We start from the raw sequence: 15,253 nt of genomic DNA on the forward strand, positions 1-15,253 counted from the left end.
CCATGGCGGATTCGCTTGGCACCGTCTCGACTGTGCCGCGCAAACCTCACCCTTGGGTATATCTAGATGGAGAGATAGTGCCAGCTGCAGAAGCCCTAGTCCCAACAACGACCCAAGCCTTCAATTATGGCACTGCCGTTTTCGAAGGCATCCGTGCCTATGCTTCCGGCAATGGTCAACTGAATGTCTTCCGGCTGGACGACCACCTTAAGCGACTAGAGCACTCGGCCAAATTTTTGCAGTTGGAAGGCCTGCCGCCACGCCCGGAGATGAGAGCAATCATTCTCGATCTGCTGCAACGCAACCAAGCATCAACCGATAGCTACATTAGACCTTTGGCCTACAAGAAAACGTTGCTTCCTGGATTCAGCTTCGGCGTCAAGCTCGCTGGGGTCAGCACAGGTCTGGCAATCAACACCCTTGACATGGGAGCCTACATGCCAGCAAACGGCATCCATTGCGCCGTTTCAAGTTGGCGGCGTATTCCCGACTCGTCACTCCCCGCGCGGGCCAAAATCACTGGCAGCTACGCCAATTCGGCGCTAGCTATGGAATCGGCGCAGCGCATTGGGTGCGATGACGCTTTGATGCTGAATGTGCATGGCAACTTGGCCGAATCGACCTCTTCCAACGTCTTCATCGTCAAAGGTGGCCACCTCATTACTCCGCCTTTGAGTGCCCACATTCTTGAGGGCATTACACGCGATACCGTCATCAAGCTGGCCAGAGATGAACTGGGGATGGAGGTTATCGAGAGGGATGTTCCTTTTTCAGAGTTGTTCTCAGTCGAAGAATGCTTTCTGTCTGGCACCGGCGTCGAGATCGTGCCAGTAACTCAAATCGACCACTACAAGCTGCAAGAAAGTGGCGTCGGAAAAGTTAGTACCGCAATCAGAAGACTCTACTTGGAGAGCGTGAGAGGCCTGAATGCCAAATACGCTCATTGGCTGACCCCTATATTTAACTGATTCCATTGGAGACTTGTGGCTATGGACAACAGCTTACTGAACCTAGGTATTGGGGACTGGCACGACGTCATCATTCACACCCTAGGCCCCAGCGGAACCAGCAGTGAAGCCGCCGCCGGATTCTTTGCAAAATGGCTTGAGCAACGACACCCCGAATCATGCGTTCGGATCAAACTTAACGATTCCTATGAGAATGCCTGCTCCTCCATGGAGAAGGAAACACCAGCAGTGCTGATCGTGGCTAACGCCTATCCAGAGATACATAACTTCTATATGGAGCCACGCTTGAATCTAGTCGCTACCTTTGTTTTCGACACCCCTTTGTACGGACTAGCGAGCAAGGGGCCACTGACGACCAGCAAGCCAACCATCGCAACCCACCCGGCACCGCGGCTCCTGATAGAAGAATTACTACCTCGGGGGCTTGAGATAGATTCCGTGATTCTCACACTTTCCACCAGTGCCGCCGCTGCGGCGGCGGCCAGAAGCGAAGTGGATGTTGCTCTGACCACTGAGGTGGCGGCCAAAATCCATGATTTGCATTTCATCTCCAACACCCGTCCGATCCGAATGCTCTGGTCTGTCTTTACTCACACGCACTGGAGTGCACGTCTCGCTGAAACCGACCCGTTCAGGCTGAGCGTGGAGCTTGCCCTTTAATTGAACTACCAATGCACAAACGAGGTCATGATGTCTATTTTGAAGCGACACACAATCGATTCGGCACCGGAGAAAAGCAAAGCGTTACTCCAAAACTCAATCGACAGCTTTGGCTGGATTCCCAACCAGAGTGCATATATGGCCGAATCACCAGCACTATTGGCAGCCTACCAGCAAGCACACGACCTGTTCATCGACAGCTCGTTGGACGAAGCAGAAAAGGCCGTTGTATGGATAACCTGCGGTGTCGAAAATAACTGCACCTACACGGTTCAGGCACATGCCTTCATCGCTTTGTCCAAAGGCGTTGATGCCCGTGTGGTCGAAGCTGCTGCGCACGATCCAGATAACCTTGATGACCGGCTGCGGGCCTTGTACAACTTCACACAGGAAGTTATTCATTGCGGCGGCCGCTTGAAAAGACAGGAAATTGAGGCTGTCCTGCATGCCGGTTTCAGCAAACAAAACATGTTGGACGTGATTCTGGGCGTTTCGCAGAAACACATGTCGACCATCCTGAACAGCATCGCCATCACGGAGGTCGATCATCGCTTCAAGTGGGAGGCATTTCTAGGGATCAAACAGACGGACGAGGCTTGAACTATGCTTCACGTGGATGGCCACTCAGTCAGGAAACTCTTGGACTTTCAACTAGGCCTGATTCTCAGCGAGGAAGCATTCAGGCTGCACTCCTCAAATCAGGTACAGCAGCCGCTACGCACAATCATCCGTGGAAACGACAACGATCTGATGGGTGTTATGCCAGCCTATATCAAGTCCGGCCCCTACAAAGGCTTTGGCTTGAAATCGGTGGTGGTCAGGCTTGGGGCCAAGAAGCTTGGTCCGTCTCATACGGGGAGCGTCTTGATCTATGACGAGGCCGGGACATCCCCAGTCGTTGCGGTCGATGCAGGGGCGATCACCGAAATCCGCACGGCTGCAGCTTCGGCATACGCAACAGACCTACTTGCCGCGCCCAATGCAAGCCGCCTGGCCATTCTGGGTACAGGCCTACAGGCCCGCGCCCATCTCATGGCAATGCAGGCCGTCAGACCGGTCAAACAGCTTTCCATATGGGGGCGCACCGAAACAGCCCGGCAAGAGTTTGCCGCCTGGAGCCAGCGCTTCTGCAACTTCCCGATCTCAACCCACCCAACAGTAACCGAGGCAGTGCATGGCAGCGACATCATATGTACCACCACAGCCGCGCGCTCGCCTATTCTGAGCCGGGCCGCAGTGCCCGCACGCTGCCATATCAACGCCATTGGCTCTTCTGCTCTCGGTTTTCAAGAGTTGCACGAAGATGTGTATGAACACAGCGCCTTGTTCACGGACTGCAATCGTTCGGTACTTGCCTCAGCCGAGTGCGTGATCAAGGCTGTCCAGAAAGGCCTGTTGCCCTCGCAAAAGGTCGGCACAGAAATCGGTAACCTGCATGCCGGTCTCACACCACTGCATGAACAGCGCTTGAGCATCTTCAAGTCGGTTGGACTGGCGGTGCAGGACTTGGTTTTTTCCCGCGAGGCCATCAGACGGTGGCGCTCTACACGCTGTTGACAAAATAACCACTTCATCAGGACCGAGACATGCTCGATGTAACGCAAATATTTTCCTATTCGATGGCACTAGGGATTGCCGCTGCCATCCCCGGCCCTGGCTTGGCCGCTCTCGTCGCCCGTAGCGTCAGTGGCGGTACCTTGCCGGGTTTTTGCCTGCTGCTCGGCTTGATAGTTGGTGACCTGATCTATTTGTCTTTCGCGGTCTTTGGGCTGGCGATGGTCGTGGAACACTTCAACGCACTGTTCGAGGTGGTTCGCTGGGGGGCGGCATTGTATCTGTGCTACCTGGCCTGGCAGTTCTGGTTCACCAATCATCAAACGATAGAAGAGGGCAAGTCAGCGAAGAAACGGGAACTGTTGTCGGCGGCATTGTCTGGACTGACCATAACGCTGGGCAACCCGAAGACCATCGCTTTTTACCTGGCGATCCTTCCATTGGTCATCAACTTAGAGGCGGTCTCGTTACAAACTTGGGTAATGATGTTGGTGCCGCTAACCGTTCTGGTATTACTGAGCGTTGGCGCGCTGTTCATTGTGACGGCTGTGCGTATGCGGCACCTGCTGTCCAGCCCGCGCGCGCAGCAACATCTGTTCCGCGGGGCGGCAACGATCATGGTGGCGGCGGCAGCTTCTATGCTGCGTCGTTAAGATGGTATACATCGTGCTTGCGATGCATCGCTTTGCGAAAAGACTCCAAGCACATACCTGTTTCGAACATAGGTGCCAGTCATTGCGGATGCACGCTCGCCACCAACCTGATTGATCTCGGCACGCAGGTGCTTATTTCTAATCATTCTGAACACTGCAACACTTGATCTCTTTACAAACCATACAGGCTGCGCGCCACGGGTGCGATGGAGCACGCCTCGCCGTTTCGTGGCGGGTCACTGCCAAGGGTAATGACCGTGGTCGCCACATAGACCTCAATCAACGCCGATACCATGCTGCCGTCGTATTGGATGGCTGACGCCACGCAGGCCGCCATGATTGATACCGACGAGTCGCGCAATATACACCGGACTATAAGCAAATTTCCTGCCCCCCTGCGCAAGGTAGCAGCGGTGCTGCTGAGCATCCGGGACAGGCGCTTAACCTGGCAGCGTTCAGAGGGGAGGAGTTGCTACACCAGCGCGGTGTCGCGTTCCAGTGTCGCAAAGCACAGCAACGCGAACTGCCGACGGGAGAGCAATATGCGCTGCCAGATGGGTTCAGCAGACTCCGGCGGCAGCGAGAGATCACCAGCACAGGCACTGACGGTTCCGACTGCGCCATTGTTCCACTTACTCCGTGACACTCATAAAGCTATTCTGCTCAGGGTGATAACCCAACCCAAGGCCTCCTTGCAGAGGCAATCAGCGACTAATGCAGTAACGCCTTGGTTCGTTTTTACACAAGAGGGCGTTCTTCAGTTTCGGACTTGAACACAATGGCCATTGGCGTCAAGCGTAGGGATAAAGAAGCACTGGTCACTATGCAGTGTCAGAGGTGTTTGAAACGCCTGGGACCTGTCAACAACACGTTCGCAAAGGCCAGGAGCAGAGCGCCAAATTCGCGTTATCGTTTTTTATACAGCAAAGAGGTTAAATCAGAGTGAGGTAATCATTCGACGAATAGGCGGGGCATCGTTCATCGACTACCCTGCATAGGAAGTGGCCGACACTGGCAACACTGCCCAACACTCTTTATGATCTGCTGTTTTTTTACGGGTTAGGAGCGTGACATGGATAGGCGATTCCCAGGGACGATCACGCTGTTACTCTTGGCACTGCTTGCAGCCCCTCCCGCCTTCGCGACCGCCACCATCAACGTGATTGCATCGTTCTCGATCATCGAGGACCTGGTGAAACGCGTGGCAGGTAGCGACGTGCGCATCGTGACCATCGTGCCGCCCGGCGAGGATGTTCACCGCTGGGAGTTGACGCCTCCCAACGTGCTGGCACTGGAAGAGGCCGATATCGTGTTCTACAACGGCTATGAGCTGGAGCCTTGGCTGCGCCATGTGAAGGCCATGGCAGATGACACGCTAACCTTGACCGCCCTGGCGGAAAACGCGGCCATGTCACCGCTGACCATTCCCATGGGCCAGTACAAGGGCAACCCCGACCCGCATATGTGGATGGACCCCAAGGGCGCTGCCGCCTACCTTGATGTGATTGCCGAAACGCTGAGTGAGCACTACCCGCACAAGGCCGACGCCTTCCAGCAACGCGCCGCTGAAGCCAGGGAAGCCCTGCTGGCGCTGGACCAGCAGGTGCGAGAGCGTCTGCAGGGCATCCCGCAGACCAACCGCACCCTCATCACCAGCGAAGCCTCGATGGGCTACTTTGCCCGCGCCTACGAGTTCGAGTACAGCGCCATCTGGGGCCTCAATAGCGAAACCCAGGGCAGCGCATCGGCCATGGAGACCATGAGCAAGCACCTCACCGAGCAGCGTCCGCCTGCGCTCTTTTATGAAAGCACGGTGCCCGACATTCACATGGACGCCCTGGCGAGAGAGTCAGGCCTGGCTCTGGCAGGCCCGCTATACACCGATACGCTCAGCGAGGCCGATGGCCCTGCCTACAATTACCCTGCCTTGCTGCTGCATAACGCCGAGCTGCTTCACGAGGCGCTGGGGGGCGCCCGCGCCGATCACTGATGCCTAAGCGTCAGAGTCGATCAGCTCAGCCAAGGACTCGATCAGCACCTCCGGCTGGCTCTGTTCGATAGGGTCGCCGTGATTGTAGCCGTAAGGCAGCGCCACCGTGGCAAAACCCGCTGCCTTGCCCGCCTCGATATCGTGGCGTGAGTCTCCGACCATCACGCAGGCACTCGGCGCAACGTCCAACAAACGTGCGATATGTACGAATCGCCACCCACGCAGTGGGCAAATAGCGCCAGCAGTTCGAAATGCTCCAGAATGGGCGCAATGAAGCGTTCGGGCTTGTTGGTAATGAGTGCCAGCGTGAAGCCTGCGTCATGCAGCTGCTGCAGCGCTTGCGCCACGTGCGGGTACAGCACGGTGCGTGCGTTGGGCGCCGCCGCATAATGGCGCATGAACGCCGCCAGCGCAGCCTCGACAAGCCCCGGCTCCGGCGCTGACGAAGTCGCCCAACTGAGTGCGCGCTCTACCAACACCTGTGCACCGTTGCCTACCCAGTGGCGCACCTGCTGCTCATCCGGCAGCGGCAGCGCCATCTCCCGCATGGATTGCTGTACGGCCACGGCCAGATCAGGCACGGAATCGATCAAGGTGCCATCGAGGTCGAAGGCGATCAGTTGCTTCTGCTGCAGAATGGTATGCACACGGGCTCCCTGGTCATGGCACTGGACGACATAATCACGATTAATTTTATCACCTTATCGGCCTGCGATTACCCATACCGCGTGGAAGCTTCTATGCTGAGGCTATATTAGCCAAGGAGAGAGTAATGGCCACTCCCCGAATTGTGATTGTGGGCGGCGGCGCCGGAGGCTTGGCCCTCGCCACCAAGCTGGGGCACACGCTGGGCAAGAAAAAACGCGCCGAGATCGTGCTGCTGGACCGTAACGCGACCCATGTCTGGAAACCGCTGCTCCATGAGCTGGCTACCGGCGTGTTGAACTCCAGCATGGACGAAGTGGACTATCGTGGCCACTCCACCGCCCATCACTACCGCTACCAGCGGGGCTCATTGAGCGGGCTGGATCGTGAACAGAAGGTGATTCACCTGGCGGCCATTGTCGATGAAGAGGGCGAAGAAGTGCTGCCCGCTCGGCAGATCACCTATGACTACCTGGTACTGGCACTGGGCAGCGTTTCCAACGACTTTGGCACTCAGGGCGTGGCCGAGCATTGCCACTTCATCGATTCGCCCCAGCAGGCCAAGGCGTTCCAGCGGGACATGATCAACACCTTCCTGCGTTACACCGACCCATCGCTGCGCCAACATACCCAGCTCACCATCGGCATCGTCGGTGGTGGCGCCACAGGGGTAGAGCTGTCAGCGGAGCTGCTGGATGCCTCACGTCTGTTGAACGCCTACGGGGTGACGGCGGTGGACCACCAGTCCATCAGCGTACACTTGATCGAGGCCGCGCCGCGCCTGCTGCCAGGCTTGTCCGAACGCATCAGCGGCACCGTGCAGCAGGAGCTGGAAAGCCTCGGCGTCACCGTGCACGTCAACACGGCCATTCAGGAAGCGAAGGAGTATCATCTGGTCACCAATGATGGCGAAGTCATCGATACCGACCTGAACGTCTGGGCCGCGGGCATTAAGGCGCCCGAATTCCTCAGCGAGCTGGGGCTCACCACCAACAAGCGCCATCAGGTCGCCGTGCAGCAAACCCTGCAAAGCGTCGATGACCCCGCCATTTTTGCCCTGGGCGACTGCGCCAGCTGCCCACAAGGCGAGGATGCTACCGTGCCACCCCGCGCTCAGGCCGCCCATCAACAGGCCAAGGTACTGGCGAAGAACCTGATTAACTGCCTGGAACAGAAGCCTCTGGCCGCGTTTCACTACCGTGACCACGGCTCACTGGTATCGCTGGCGCGCTACGATGCGGTGGGCAACCTGATGCGCAGCTCCGCTTCTCGCGGGCTGTTTCTGGAGGGCTGGCTGGCGCGCCAAGCGTATGCTTCCCTGTATCGTATGCATCAGCTGTCGATACATGGCGCGCCAAAAACGGGTCTTGCCTGGCTGGTAGACAAACTGAACCGCTACCTCAAGCCACGCATGAAGCTACATTGAGCGCCTGCCTCGATCAGCGGACGCTGGCCAGCGCAGCTCGCATCTGCTGAATGACGCTATCGTATCCGTGGGGGTCGCTGGCCTGGTGCGCATTGAAAATGGCCGAGCCAGCCACGAACGTATCGGCACCGGCAGCGGCAATCTCGGCGATGTTATCCACCTTGACGCCCCCATCGATCTCCAGGCGGATCGGCAAGCCCGAAGCATCGATCCTTGCCCGCGCCTCGCGCAGCTTGTCGAGGGTCGTCGGGATGAACGATTGCCCACCAAAGCCCGGGTTGACGCTCATCAGCAGCACCATATCCACTTTGTCCATCACGTAATCGAGATAGCTAAGCGGCGTTGCCGGGTTGAAAACCAGCCCGGCCTTGCAGCCGCCATCGCGGATCAGCTGCAAAGAGCGATCGATATGCTCGGAGGCTTCGGGGTGAAAGGTGATGTAGCTCGCGCCCGCGTCGATGAAATCACTGATCATGCGATCCACCGGCTTGACCATCAGGTGCACATCGATGGGCGCGGTCACGCCGTGCTGGCGCAGTGCCTTGCAGACCATTGGGCCAATGGTCAGGTTGGGCACGTAGTGGTTGTCCATGACATCGAAGTGCACCACGTCTGCACCGGCGGCCAGAACGTTGTCTACCTCTTCCCCCAAACGGGCGAAGTTGGCCGACAAAATGGAAGGGGCAATCAAGAAATCCTGGGCAGTGCTCATCATGGGGTCCTTAGCGCGGATTAACGGTATCGCGCTATCTTACCAGAGCGCTGCGCCCAGCCCCATGCAAGGATGATGCCCTTGAGCGGCATGAAAGAAATGCATCATTGCCTAACCTTCCTCATATATTCACAAATAGAATATAAAACACAATTGTAATTCCACAATGACAGGTTTAACCTTAGCACCATCGCGACTATGTCGCCCCCTGCCATCAGGAGCCTGCCATGACACGCCATACTCTACTTCGCACCAGCCAGCTTCGTAATGGACTGCGCCGCAGCCTGCTCGCCGCTGCCGTCGGCACCGCCGTTGCCGGCATGACGCTCTCCACCAGCGCCGTGGCCCAGGAGCGTGAGCTGCTCAACTCCTCCTACGATATCGCCCGTGAGCTTTTTTCGGCCATCAACCCTGAGTTCCAGGCTTGGTGGCAGGAAGAGCACGGCGAAGAGATCGGTATCAACCAGTCTCACGGAGGCTCCTCGGCTCAGGCACGGGCCATTCTGCAGGGTCTGCGCGCCGATGTAGTGACCTATAACCAGGTCACCGACGTTCAAGCGCTGGCGGATGCAGGCCTGGTCGCGGAAGATTGGCAGCAGGCGTTCGACAACAATGCGTCACCCTACTACTCCACCACCGCGTTCCTGGTGCGCAAGGGCAACCCCAAGGGCATCGAGAGCTGGGACGACCTGGTACAGGAAGACGTCCGCATGGTCTTCCCGAACCCGAAAACCTCCGGCAATGGCCGCTACACCTATTTGGCCGCCTGGGGCTTCGCCGATCAGGCTTTCGACGGTGACGACGAGCAGATTCAGGACTTCATGCGCACCTTCCTGCGCAACGTCGCGGTATTTGACACCGGCGGTCGTGGTGCCACCACCAGTTTCATCGAACGCGGCATTGGCGATGTGCTGATCAGCTTCGAGTCCGAAGTCAACAATATCCGTACCGAATACGGCAGCGACGATTATGAAGTGATCGTGCCGCCGGTCAGCATCCTGGCCGAATTCCCGGTCGCCGTGGTCGGCCCCAACGCCGAGCGCAACGGCAACAGCGATCTGGCCCAGAGCTATCTCGAGTACCTCTATAGCGAAGAGGCTCAGCGCCTGCTGGCGGGCTTCAACTACCGTGTGCATAACGAGACCGTCGTGGCCGAGTTTGCCGACCAGTTCCCCGAGACCGAGCTGCTGCAGGTCGAAGACGTGTTTGGTAGCTGGGAAGAAGCCATGGAAGCCCATTTCGAAGGCGGCGCACTGCTCGATCAACTGCAACGTCGTTAACGGAGCCCCATGAGCCAACTTGCATTCTGGCGATCCGGCAGCACACGCGTGCTGCCGGGTTTTGGCCTTTCCATGGGTATCAGCGTGCTGTTTATCTCGCTGGTACTGCTGCTGCCCATCACCGGGCTGTTTGGCCAACTGGCGGGGCTCAGCCTCAGCGAGTACTGGGCCATCATCACCGATGGCCGCGTGGTGGCCAGCTACACCGTGACCATTGGCGCTGCCGCCGTGGCCGCGCTGGTCAACGCCGTTTTCGGGCTGCTGCTGGCCTGGGTGCTGGTGCGCTACGAGTTCCCCGGCAAGCGTCTGCTGGATGCGCTGATGGACCTGCCCTTCGCCCTGCCCACGGCGGTGGCGGGCATTACCCTGGCCACCCTGTATGCCGGCAATGGCTGGATGGGCCGCCTGCTCGAACCGCTGGGCTTTCAGGTCGCCTATACCTGGGTCGGCATTGCCTTGGCCATGGCTTTTACCAGTATTCCTTTCGTGGTGCGCACCGTGCAGCCGGTACTCGAAGACCTGCCCGCCGAGATCGATGAAGCCGCCATGTCGCTGGGTGCTACCGACAGCGTGGCATTTCGCCGGGTGATCATGCCCCACCTGTGGCCAGCGCTGGTCACCGGTACGGGGCTGGCGTTCGTGCGCTCGTTAGGCGAGTTCGGGGCGATCATCTTCATCGCGGGCAACATGCCCTACGAAACGGAGATCACGGCACTGATGATCTTCGTTCGGCTTCAGGAGTACGACTACGCAGGCGCTTCGGCCATCGCCTCGGTGGTGCTGTTCGTGTCGTTGGCACTGCTGCTGGTCATCAACATCTGGCAGGGGCGCTTCGTGCGCCGCTTGCATGGAGGAAAAGGCTAATGCATCGCGTAGGGGATGCGCCGCTGGTGCGGCGCGTACTGATCGTCAGCGCCCTGCTGCTGTCGGCGCTGTTTCTGCTGCTGCCGCTGGTCGCCATTTTTGCTCAGGCCTTTTCTCAGGGCGTGGCGGTGTTCTGGGCCAACGTGACCAATACCTTTACCCTGCACGCCATCGGCCTGACGCTGGTCATCGCGCTGATGACCATTCCGGTCTGCCTGGTCTTTGGCGTCGCGCTGGCCTGGCTGGTGACCCGCTTCAGCTTCCCCGGCCGCCGCATTCTGCAAACCCTGATCGACATACCCTTTGCCGTTTCGCCAGTCGTGGCCGGTTTGATCTACCTGCTGCTCTACGGCCGCAATGGCTGGATCGGCAGCTGGCTGGACACCCATGACATCCAGCTCATGTTTGCCTGGCCCGGCATTCTGATGGTCACCATCTTCGTCACCTGCCCCTTCGTCGCTCGGGAACTGATTCCATTGATGCAGGCCCAGGGCTCCCGCGAAGAGGAAGCCGCCGTGACCCTGGGCGCCTCAGGCTGGACCACGTTCTGGCGCGTGACGCTCCCCAACATCCGCTGGGCACTGCTGTACGGCATCATCCTCACCAACGCCCGCGCGGTAGGTGAATTCGGCGCGGTCTCCGTGGTCTCAGGGGCTATTCGCGGGCAGACCAACACGCTGCCCTTGCACCTCGAACAGCTCTATCAGGATTACAACGCCGTGGGGGCATTTGCCAGCGCGGCCTTGCTGGCGCTGATTGCCCTGTTAACCCTTGCGGCCAAGGCAGGCCTGGAATGGCGCGCATCGCGCCGGGAGGCACTCGTATGAGTATTCGCTTAGAGAATATTGCCAAGCATTTTGCCAATACCCAGGCCCTCGAACCCATCGACCTGGACATTCATGAGGGCGAGCTGGTCGGCTTGCTGGGCCCCTCTGGGTCGGGCAAGACGACCCTGCTGCGTATCATTGCAGGGCTGGAGAGCGCTGACCGCAGGCCAACGCCCGGTAAAATTCTGTTTGGCGATCGCGATGTCACCCATGTGCACGTGCGTGACCGGCGCATCGGTTTTGTCTTTCAGCACTATGCGCTGTTTCGCCATATGAGCGTCTACGACAACGTGGCCTTTGGCCTGACCGTGATGCCGCGCAAGCGTCGCCCCTCCAGCGGCGAGATTCGTGCACGAGTATTTCGGCTGCTGGAAATGGTTCAGCTCCAGCATTTGGCCAACCGCCTGCCTGCGCAGCTCTCGGGCGGCCAGCAGCAGCGTGTGTCGCTGGCCAGGGCACTGGCCGTAGAGCCCGACGTGCTGCTGCTGGACGAGCCCTTCGGCGCGCTGGACGCCAAGGTACGTCAGGACCTTCGCCGCTGGCTGCGTCGCCTTCATGATGAGCTGAACTTCACCAGCGTATTCGTGACCCACGACCAGGAGGAGGCGCTGGAGCTTTCGGATCGCGTCGTGGTGATGAGCAACGGCCGTATCGAACAGATCGACACGCCGGAAACTCTCTACCGCTCGCCGAAGAACCGCTTTGTGTTCGAATTCCTCGGTGACGTGAACCACCTGGAGGGCAGCGTGCAGCAAGGTGTGCTGACCTGCGGAGACGCGCGCCTGCAGGTAGACCTGCCGGACGGTGACGAAGAGCTGCTGTTGCGCCCCCACGAAGTGCGCCTGGCTGAAGCACCCAGCCCGGAAAGCCACCTGCCTGTCACGGTCACCGCGCTTTCCCCTGTGGGGGCCGAAGTACGGGTCGAGCTGGAGGCGGACTGGCTTGCCAAGCCCTGGCTGGCCACCGTGCGTCATGCCGACTTCGAACGACTGAACCTGCAGCGCGGCCAGCGGCTGTTTGCCCACCCGCGCCAGTGGCATCGATTCAAGGAAGACGCCGCGCCCCAGCCGCAGCCTAGCCGGGTCGCGTAAGCCGCTGGCCTCGCCTGTCGTGGCAGGGCTATACTGTACCGAATCTGGTCAGCAATGCCTTGTTACGACAGGTTTTTACTATTCAGGCAAGCGGTTACCCAGACAGGTGACGATCCAAACAAGTAGAGTGTGGAGAGAGATATGCGTCGGCGTCATTTTTTACGTATTTCCGGTGCGCTGTTGGCCACCGCCCTGCTGGCCGGCTGCGCCAGCCCCCAGTTCCTGCAGCTGAACCCTTCCCGCACGGCCAACGTGCCGCAGGTAGGCTCCGGGCAGCAGGTGACCGTGGTGGCCGTGGATGCCCGCCCGAGTGAAGTCATTGGCACCCGGGCAGGCGGCAGCATGTCGACGGCGCAAATCACCGTCAACCGACATGAATTGATTCCGAAACTTCAGGCCGAAGCTGAGCGTGCGGTGCGCGACATGGGCTTCAACCCCACCCGGGAAACCGCCCAGGGCCGCCCCACTCTGACGCTGGAGCTCGCCAGTCTGGCTTACCTGCGGGGCGATAGCGGCCAGCCGCTCATCGACGAGGCCCGTATCGAGGGTGTCTTCCGCGCCATCGCGCAGCATCAGGGCACGACCTATACCGGCACCTATACCTCACGCCGTACGCAGGGCTACGCCATCAAACCCGGTGAAGACAGCAATACCCGCATGCTGAACGACCTGCTGAGCGATGGTTTGAACCGCGCCTTCAGCGACCCGGAACTGGGCCGCCTGCTGGCGCGCTGACCTGGGTCAATTCACACGCGAGGGCCGCGCCGCTCCAGTGCCCAAAGGCTCTCGCGACGGCCACACTCATCGGCAGGCTCCGTAGCGAGGCGATCAACGCGAAAATTGGGTGCCAGCAGGCGCTCTATTTCGTGGTCGGGCACGTTGAAGGGCGGCCCTGCCTCGCCTTCCTGATGCGTCAGCGCGACGAGCAATCCCTTGGCACCGGGCGGTATCAGCTGTGCCAGATGGAACGCATAGCGCTCACGGGTGGCGGGTGGCAGGGCAATCAACGCCGCCCGGTCATAGAAGGCCCCGACTTCGTCAGCCTGTTTGATATGCAGATGAAAGAAGTCCCCGCACCAGAGCTCGACACTCCCCTGACGAAACACCTCGAAACCTGACTGGCGGTAGCGAGAAACGCCCTCTTCCCGCTGGGCCAGAAACTGCTCGATGGCTTCCGGGACCAGCTCGACGCCCAGCACCGGATGACCCTGCTCGGCCAGCCAGCGCATGTCCAGGCTCTTGCCGCACAGCGGCACCAGCACTTTGGCACCCTCCTCCACCCCCAGCTCGGGCCAGTGCTGTGGCAGCGCGGTATGTGTTGCCGCCAGATGAAAGCCAATGCGCCCTTCCTGCCAGCGCAACCGCCAGGGGTTGTCCATGGTACTTACCTCGTCAGGCCGTGATGGAGGATGACCAGCACGCTGTTTAGAACCAGCGGTCACGTTTTTTGCGGCGACGCGGCAGATGCGGCACGATCAGCCCCACCAGCAGGCCCGCACCGGCCACCCCCCCGCCGTACATGAAGTAGCGCATCAACAAGTCTTCTTCCTGGGTATCCAGACGTGCCTGCAGCGCGCGCACCTGACGGCGGGCCTGCTCGGACTCGGCGTCCAGCTCGTGATTACGCGCTTCCAGCTCGGCAATACGCTGCTCACGGACCTCCAGAGTTTCGGTCATCGAAGAGACCCGCTGCTCCCAGGTATCGTTGATGCCGTCGAGCTCCTGGGTCAGTTCTTCCACCTGCGCCTGAAGCTCTGGCAACTGCTGACGAGCGCTGGGCGTTTGCTGCAGTTCGCTGCTCAACACCCACACGGTGTCGCCGCTGTTGCTGCGCACTCGGGTGTAGTTCCCGCTGGTTTCCAGTACGTCGACCTGCTCACCCGCATTCAGGGTTCCCACAATGCGATAGCCATCTGTGGGGCCACTACGCACATAGGTGCTTAGCTCATCACTGACCCAGGCCTGGCTATCGGATTGAGCAAACGCTAACTGGCCACTGGCACTCAACAGCACGCCCATGGCGGCGGCGTAACAATTCCTTCGAAATTTCTCTACTTGCATGACGTCATGTCCTGATCATAAAAAACGCGGCTGACCGACGAAGCCAGCCTGCGTAGCGCTATAGCGTTGCGCGTGTTGGGCGCTTACCCTTCCCCACGGGGCGGTAGCGGGAAGGGACGAGGAAACTCCGCGACGCGAGCATCACTTTTCACCGCCTTCAAGGGGCCTTCACGCTCTACTTCGTCAATGCGCACAATGGCATTGAGCGGCAGGTAGCTGCGCTTGACACCTTCGAAGGTACGCTGCAGTTTCTCCGCTCCCGGATCCACCACCACTCGCGACGCATCGTCAAAGACAAACTCCTCGACTTCAATAAAGCCCCAGAGTTCGCTCTGAAAGATCTCTCTTACGTATAAATCCCAAATTTCACCCTGCTGGTGAACCACCACACGGTAGATCGGCTTGGCCGCCATCCTGGCCCTTCCTCTTGACGCTTGAACGTATCCAACAACGGGGTAGCCTACCACACTCACCGGGCAGCCCCTTAGCAGACATCGTCAAGGCCCACGAATTCCCTGCTCT

General features: G+C 59.3%; 18 protein-coding genes and 1 pseudogene. 12 read left to right on the forward strand and 7 right to left on the reverse strand.

The window, feature by feature from the left end; genetic code table 11:
• Window positions 1–2 precede the first annotated feature (2 nt).
• From HSS18214_RS0105950 to HSS18214_RS0105970, 5 genes are read left to right on the forward strand one after another with little or no spacing between them, the layout of a single operon-like run.
• Entirely contained in the window at window positions 3–968 is a 966-nt protein-coding gene (locus HSS18214_RS0105950; RefSeq protein ID WP_050980294.1) for a branched-chain amino acid transaminase, read from the forward strand.
• A gap of 21 nt (window positions 969–989) precedes the next feature.
• Window positions 990–1,628 carry a hypothetical protein gene (locus HSS18214_RS17890; RefSeq protein WP_016914389.1) on the forward strand — a complete coding sequence of 213 codons (639 nt, stop codon included), beginning with the start codon at window positions 990–992 and terminating at the stop codon, window positions 1,626–1,628.
• A gap of 30 nt (window positions 1,629–1,658) precedes the next feature.
• Window positions 1,659–2,228, forward strand: a complete 570-nt coding sequence (locus HSS18214_RS0105960; RefSeq protein WP_016914390.1) for a carboxymuconolactone decarboxylase family protein — start codon at window positions 1,659–1,661, stop codon at window positions 2,226–2,228.
• Between the two features lie 39 nt (window positions 2,229–2,267).
• Window positions 2,268–3,185, forward strand: coding sequence for an ornithine cyclodeaminase family protein (locus HSS18214_RS0105965; RefSeq protein WP_198517601.1), 918 nt, complete (start codon window positions 2,268–2,270; stop codon window positions 3,183–3,185).
• A 29-nt stretch (window positions 3,186–3,214) separates the two neighbouring features.
• Window positions 3,215–3,835 carry a LysE family translocator gene (locus HSS18214_RS0105970; RefSeq protein WP_016914392.1) on the forward strand — a complete coding sequence of 207 codons (621 nt, stop codon included), beginning with the start codon at window positions 3,215–3,217 and terminating at the stop codon, window positions 3,833–3,835.
• 172 nt (window positions 3,836–4,007) lie between these two features.
• Here the strand turns inward: HSS18214_RS0105970 and HSS18214_RS0105975 are convergent, their stop codons facing one another.
• A complete protein-coding gene (locus HSS18214_RS0105975; protein WP_156808482.1) occupies window positions 4,008–4,160 on the reverse strand; it encodes a hypothetical protein in 153 nt (50 codons plus the stop codon).
• Window positions 4,161–4,907: 747 nt separating this feature from the next.
• Between HSS18214_RS0105975 and HSS18214_RS0105980 the strand changes: the two genes are divergently transcribed.
• A complete protein-coding gene (locus tag HSS18214_RS0105980; protein ID WP_016914394.1) occupies window positions 4,908–5,825 on the forward strand; it encodes a metal ABC transporter solute-binding protein, Zn/Mn family in 918 nt (305 codons plus the stop codon).
• Window positions 5,826–5,828: 3 nt separating this feature from the next.
• On the opposite strand, the gene HSS18214_RS19725 is transcribed toward HSS18214_RS0105980, so the two are convergent.
• Both HSS18214_RS19725 and HSS18214_RS17895 read right to left on the reverse strand, forming a co-directional pair.
• A complete protein-coding gene (locus HSS18214_RS19725) occupies window positions 5,829–5,987 on the reverse strand; it encodes an HAD hydrolase-like protein (RefSeq protein ID WP_337459485.1) in 159 nt (52 codons plus the stop codon).
• A 12-nt stretch (window positions 5,988–5,999) separates the two neighbouring features.
• Window positions 6,000–6,472 (reverse strand): annotated as a pseudogene (locus HSS18214_RS17895) (HAD hydrolase-like protein); the annotation flags it as partial.
• A 125-nt stretch (window positions 6,473–6,597) separates the two neighbouring features.
• Between HSS18214_RS17895 and HSS18214_RS0105995 the strand changes: the two are divergent.
• Window positions 6,598–7,896: an NAD(P)/FAD-dependent oxidoreductase gene (locus HSS18214_RS0105995; RefSeq protein ID WP_016914396.1), complete on the forward strand. Its 1,299-nt coding sequence runs from the start codon at window positions 6,598–6,600 to the stop codon at window positions 7,894–7,896.
• Window positions 7,897–7,909: 13 nt separating this feature from the next.
• Here the strand turns inward: HSS18214_RS0105995 and rpe are convergent, their stop codons facing one another.
• Window positions 7,910–8,608 carry a ribulose-phosphate 3-epimerase gene (gene rpe / locus HSS18214_RS0106000; protein ID WP_016914397.1) on the reverse strand — a complete coding sequence of 233 codons (699 nt, stop codon included), beginning with the start codon at window positions 8,606–8,608 and terminating at the stop codon, window positions 7,910–7,912.
• A 227-nt stretch (window positions 8,609–8,835) separates the two neighbouring features.
• Here rpe and cysP point away from each other — a divergent pair, with 227 nt between their 5' ends.
• The 5 genes from cysP to HSS18214_RS0106025 all read left to right on the forward strand — a co-directional run bounded on the left by cysP (window position 8,836) and on the right by HSS18214_RS0106025 (window position 13,405).
• A complete protein-coding gene (cysP, locus tag HSS18214_RS0106005) occupies window positions 8,836–9,888 on the forward strand; it encodes a thiosulfate ABC transporter substrate-binding protein CysP (RefSeq protein WP_016914398.1) in 1,053 nt (350 codons plus the stop codon).
• A gap of 9 nt (window positions 9,889–9,897) precedes the next feature.
• Entirely contained in the window at window positions 9,898–10,752 is an 855-nt protein-coding gene (cysT, locus tag HSS18214_RS0106010; RefSeq protein WP_016914399.1) for a sulfate ABC transporter permease subunit CysT, read from the forward strand.
• Window positions 10,752–11,579, forward strand: coding sequence for a sulfate ABC transporter permease subunit CysW (gene cysW / locus HSS18214_RS0106015; protein ID WP_016914400.1), 828 nt, complete (start codon window positions 10,752–10,754; stop codon window positions 11,577–11,579). The genes cysT and cysW overlap by 1 nt, the downstream gene beginning before the upstream one ends.
• Entirely contained in the window at window positions 11,576–12,670 is a 1,095-nt protein-coding gene (locus HSS18214_RS0106020) for a sulfate/molybdate ABC transporter ATP-binding protein (RefSeq protein WP_016914401.1), read from the forward strand. The genes cysW and HSS18214_RS0106020 overlap by 4 nt, the downstream gene beginning before the upstream one ends.
• A 141-nt stretch (window positions 12,671–12,811) precedes the next feature.
• A complete protein-coding gene (locus tag HSS18214_RS0106025) occupies window positions 12,812–13,405 on the forward strand; it encodes a YajG family lipoprotein (protein WP_016914402.1) in 594 nt (197 codons plus the stop codon).
• An 11-nt stretch (window positions 13,406–13,416) separates the two neighbouring features.
• On the opposite strand, the gene HSS18214_RS0106030 is transcribed toward HSS18214_RS0106025, so the two are convergent.
• The 3 genes from HSS18214_RS0106030 to HSS18214_RS0106040 all read right to left on the reverse strand — a co-directional run bounded on the left by HSS18214_RS0106030 (window position 13,417) and on the right by HSS18214_RS0106040 (window position 15,144).
• Window positions 13,417–14,049, reverse strand: a complete 633-nt coding sequence (locus HSS18214_RS0106030) for a thiopurine S-methyltransferase (RefSeq protein ID WP_016914403.1) — start codon at window positions 14,047–14,049, stop codon at window positions 13,417–13,419.
• A gap of 46 nt (window positions 14,050–14,095) precedes the next feature.
• Entirely contained in the window at window positions 14,096–14,731 is a 636-nt protein-coding gene (locus tag HSS18214_RS0106035) for a TIGR04211 family SH3 domain-containing protein (RefSeq protein WP_026001763.1), read from the reverse strand.
• Window positions 14,732–14,814: 83 nt separating this feature from the next.
• Window positions 14,815–15,144: a DUF1820 family protein gene (locus HSS18214_RS0106040; RefSeq protein ID WP_009100748.1), complete on the reverse strand. Its 330-nt coding sequence runs from the start codon at window positions 15,142–15,144 to the stop codon at window positions 14,815–14,817.
• Window positions 15,145–15,253: the final 109 nt, after the last annotated feature.

Source organism: Vreelandella stevensii S18214 (assembly GCF_000275725.1).
Lineage (GTDB): Bacteria > Pseudomonadota > Gammaproteobacteria > Pseudomonadales > Halomonadaceae > Vreelandella > Vreelandella stevensii.

What these genes read in the sequence shown, in the direction of transcription:
- HSS18214_RS0105950 (WP_050980294.1), top strand. Translation starts at nt 3, where the DNA reads ATGGCGGATTCGCTTGGCACCGTCTCGACTGTGCCGCGCAAACCTCAC.
- HSS18214_RS17890 (WP_016914389.1), top strand. Translation starts at nt 990, where the DNA reads ATGGACAACAGCTTACTGAACCTAGGTATTGGGGACTGGCACGACGTC.
- HSS18214_RS0105960 (WP_016914390.1), top strand. Translation starts at nt 1,659, where the DNA reads ATGTCTATTTTGAAGCGACACACAATCGATTCGGCACCGGAGAAAAGC.
- HSS18214_RS0105970 (WP_016914392.1), top strand. Translation starts at nt 3,215, where the DNA reads ATGCTCGATGTAACGCAAATATTTTCCTATTCGATGGCACTAGGGATT.
- HSS18214_RS0105980 (WP_016914394.1), top strand. Translation starts at nt 4,908, where the DNA reads ATGGATAGGCGATTCCCAGGGACGATCACGCTGTTACTCTTGGCACTG.
- HSS18214_RS19725 (WP_337459485.1), bottom strand. Translation starts at nt 5,987, where the DNA reads ATGGTCGGAGACTCACGCCACGATATCGAGGCGGGCAAGGCAGCGGGT.
- HSS18214_RS0105995 (WP_016914396.1), top strand. Translation starts at nt 6,598, where the DNA reads ATGGCCACTCCCCGAATTGTGATTGTGGGCGGCGGCGCCGGAGGCTTG.
- rpe (WP_016914397.1), bottom strand. Translation starts at nt 8,608, where the DNA reads ATGAGCACTGCCCAGGATTTCTTGATTGCCCCTTCCATTTTGTCGGCC.
- cysP (WP_016914398.1), top strand. Translation starts at nt 8,836, where the DNA reads ATGACACGCCATACTCTACTTCGCACCAGCCAGCTTCGTAATGGACTG.
- cysT (WP_016914399.1), top strand. Translation starts at nt 9,898, where the DNA reads ATGAGCCAACTTGCATTCTGGCGATCCGGCAGCACACGCGTGCTGCCG.
- cysW (WP_016914400.1), top strand. Translation starts at nt 10,752, where the DNA reads ATGCATCGCGTAGGGGATGCGCCGCTGGTGCGGCGCGTACTGATCGTC.
- HSS18214_RS0106020 (WP_016914401.1), top strand. Translation starts at nt 11,576, where the DNA reads ATGAGTATTCGCTTAGAGAATATTGCCAAGCATTTTGCCAATACCCAG.
- HSS18214_RS0106025 (WP_016914402.1), top strand. Translation starts at nt 12,812, where the DNA reads ATGCGTCGGCGTCATTTTTTACGTATTTCCGGTGCGCTGTTGGCCACC.
- HSS18214_RS0106030 (WP_016914403.1), bottom strand. Translation starts at nt 14,049, where the DNA reads ATGGACAACCCCTGGCGGTTGCGCTGGCAGGAAGGGCGCATTGGCTTT.
- HSS18214_RS0106035 (WP_026001763.1), bottom strand. Translation starts at nt 14,731, where the DNA reads ATGCAAGTAGAGAAATTTCGAAGGAATTGTTACGCCGCCGCCATGGGC.
- HSS18214_RS0106040 (WP_009100748.1), bottom strand. Translation starts at nt 15,144, where the DNA reads ATGGCGGCCAAGCCGATCTACCGTGTGGTGGTTCACCAGCAGGGTGAA.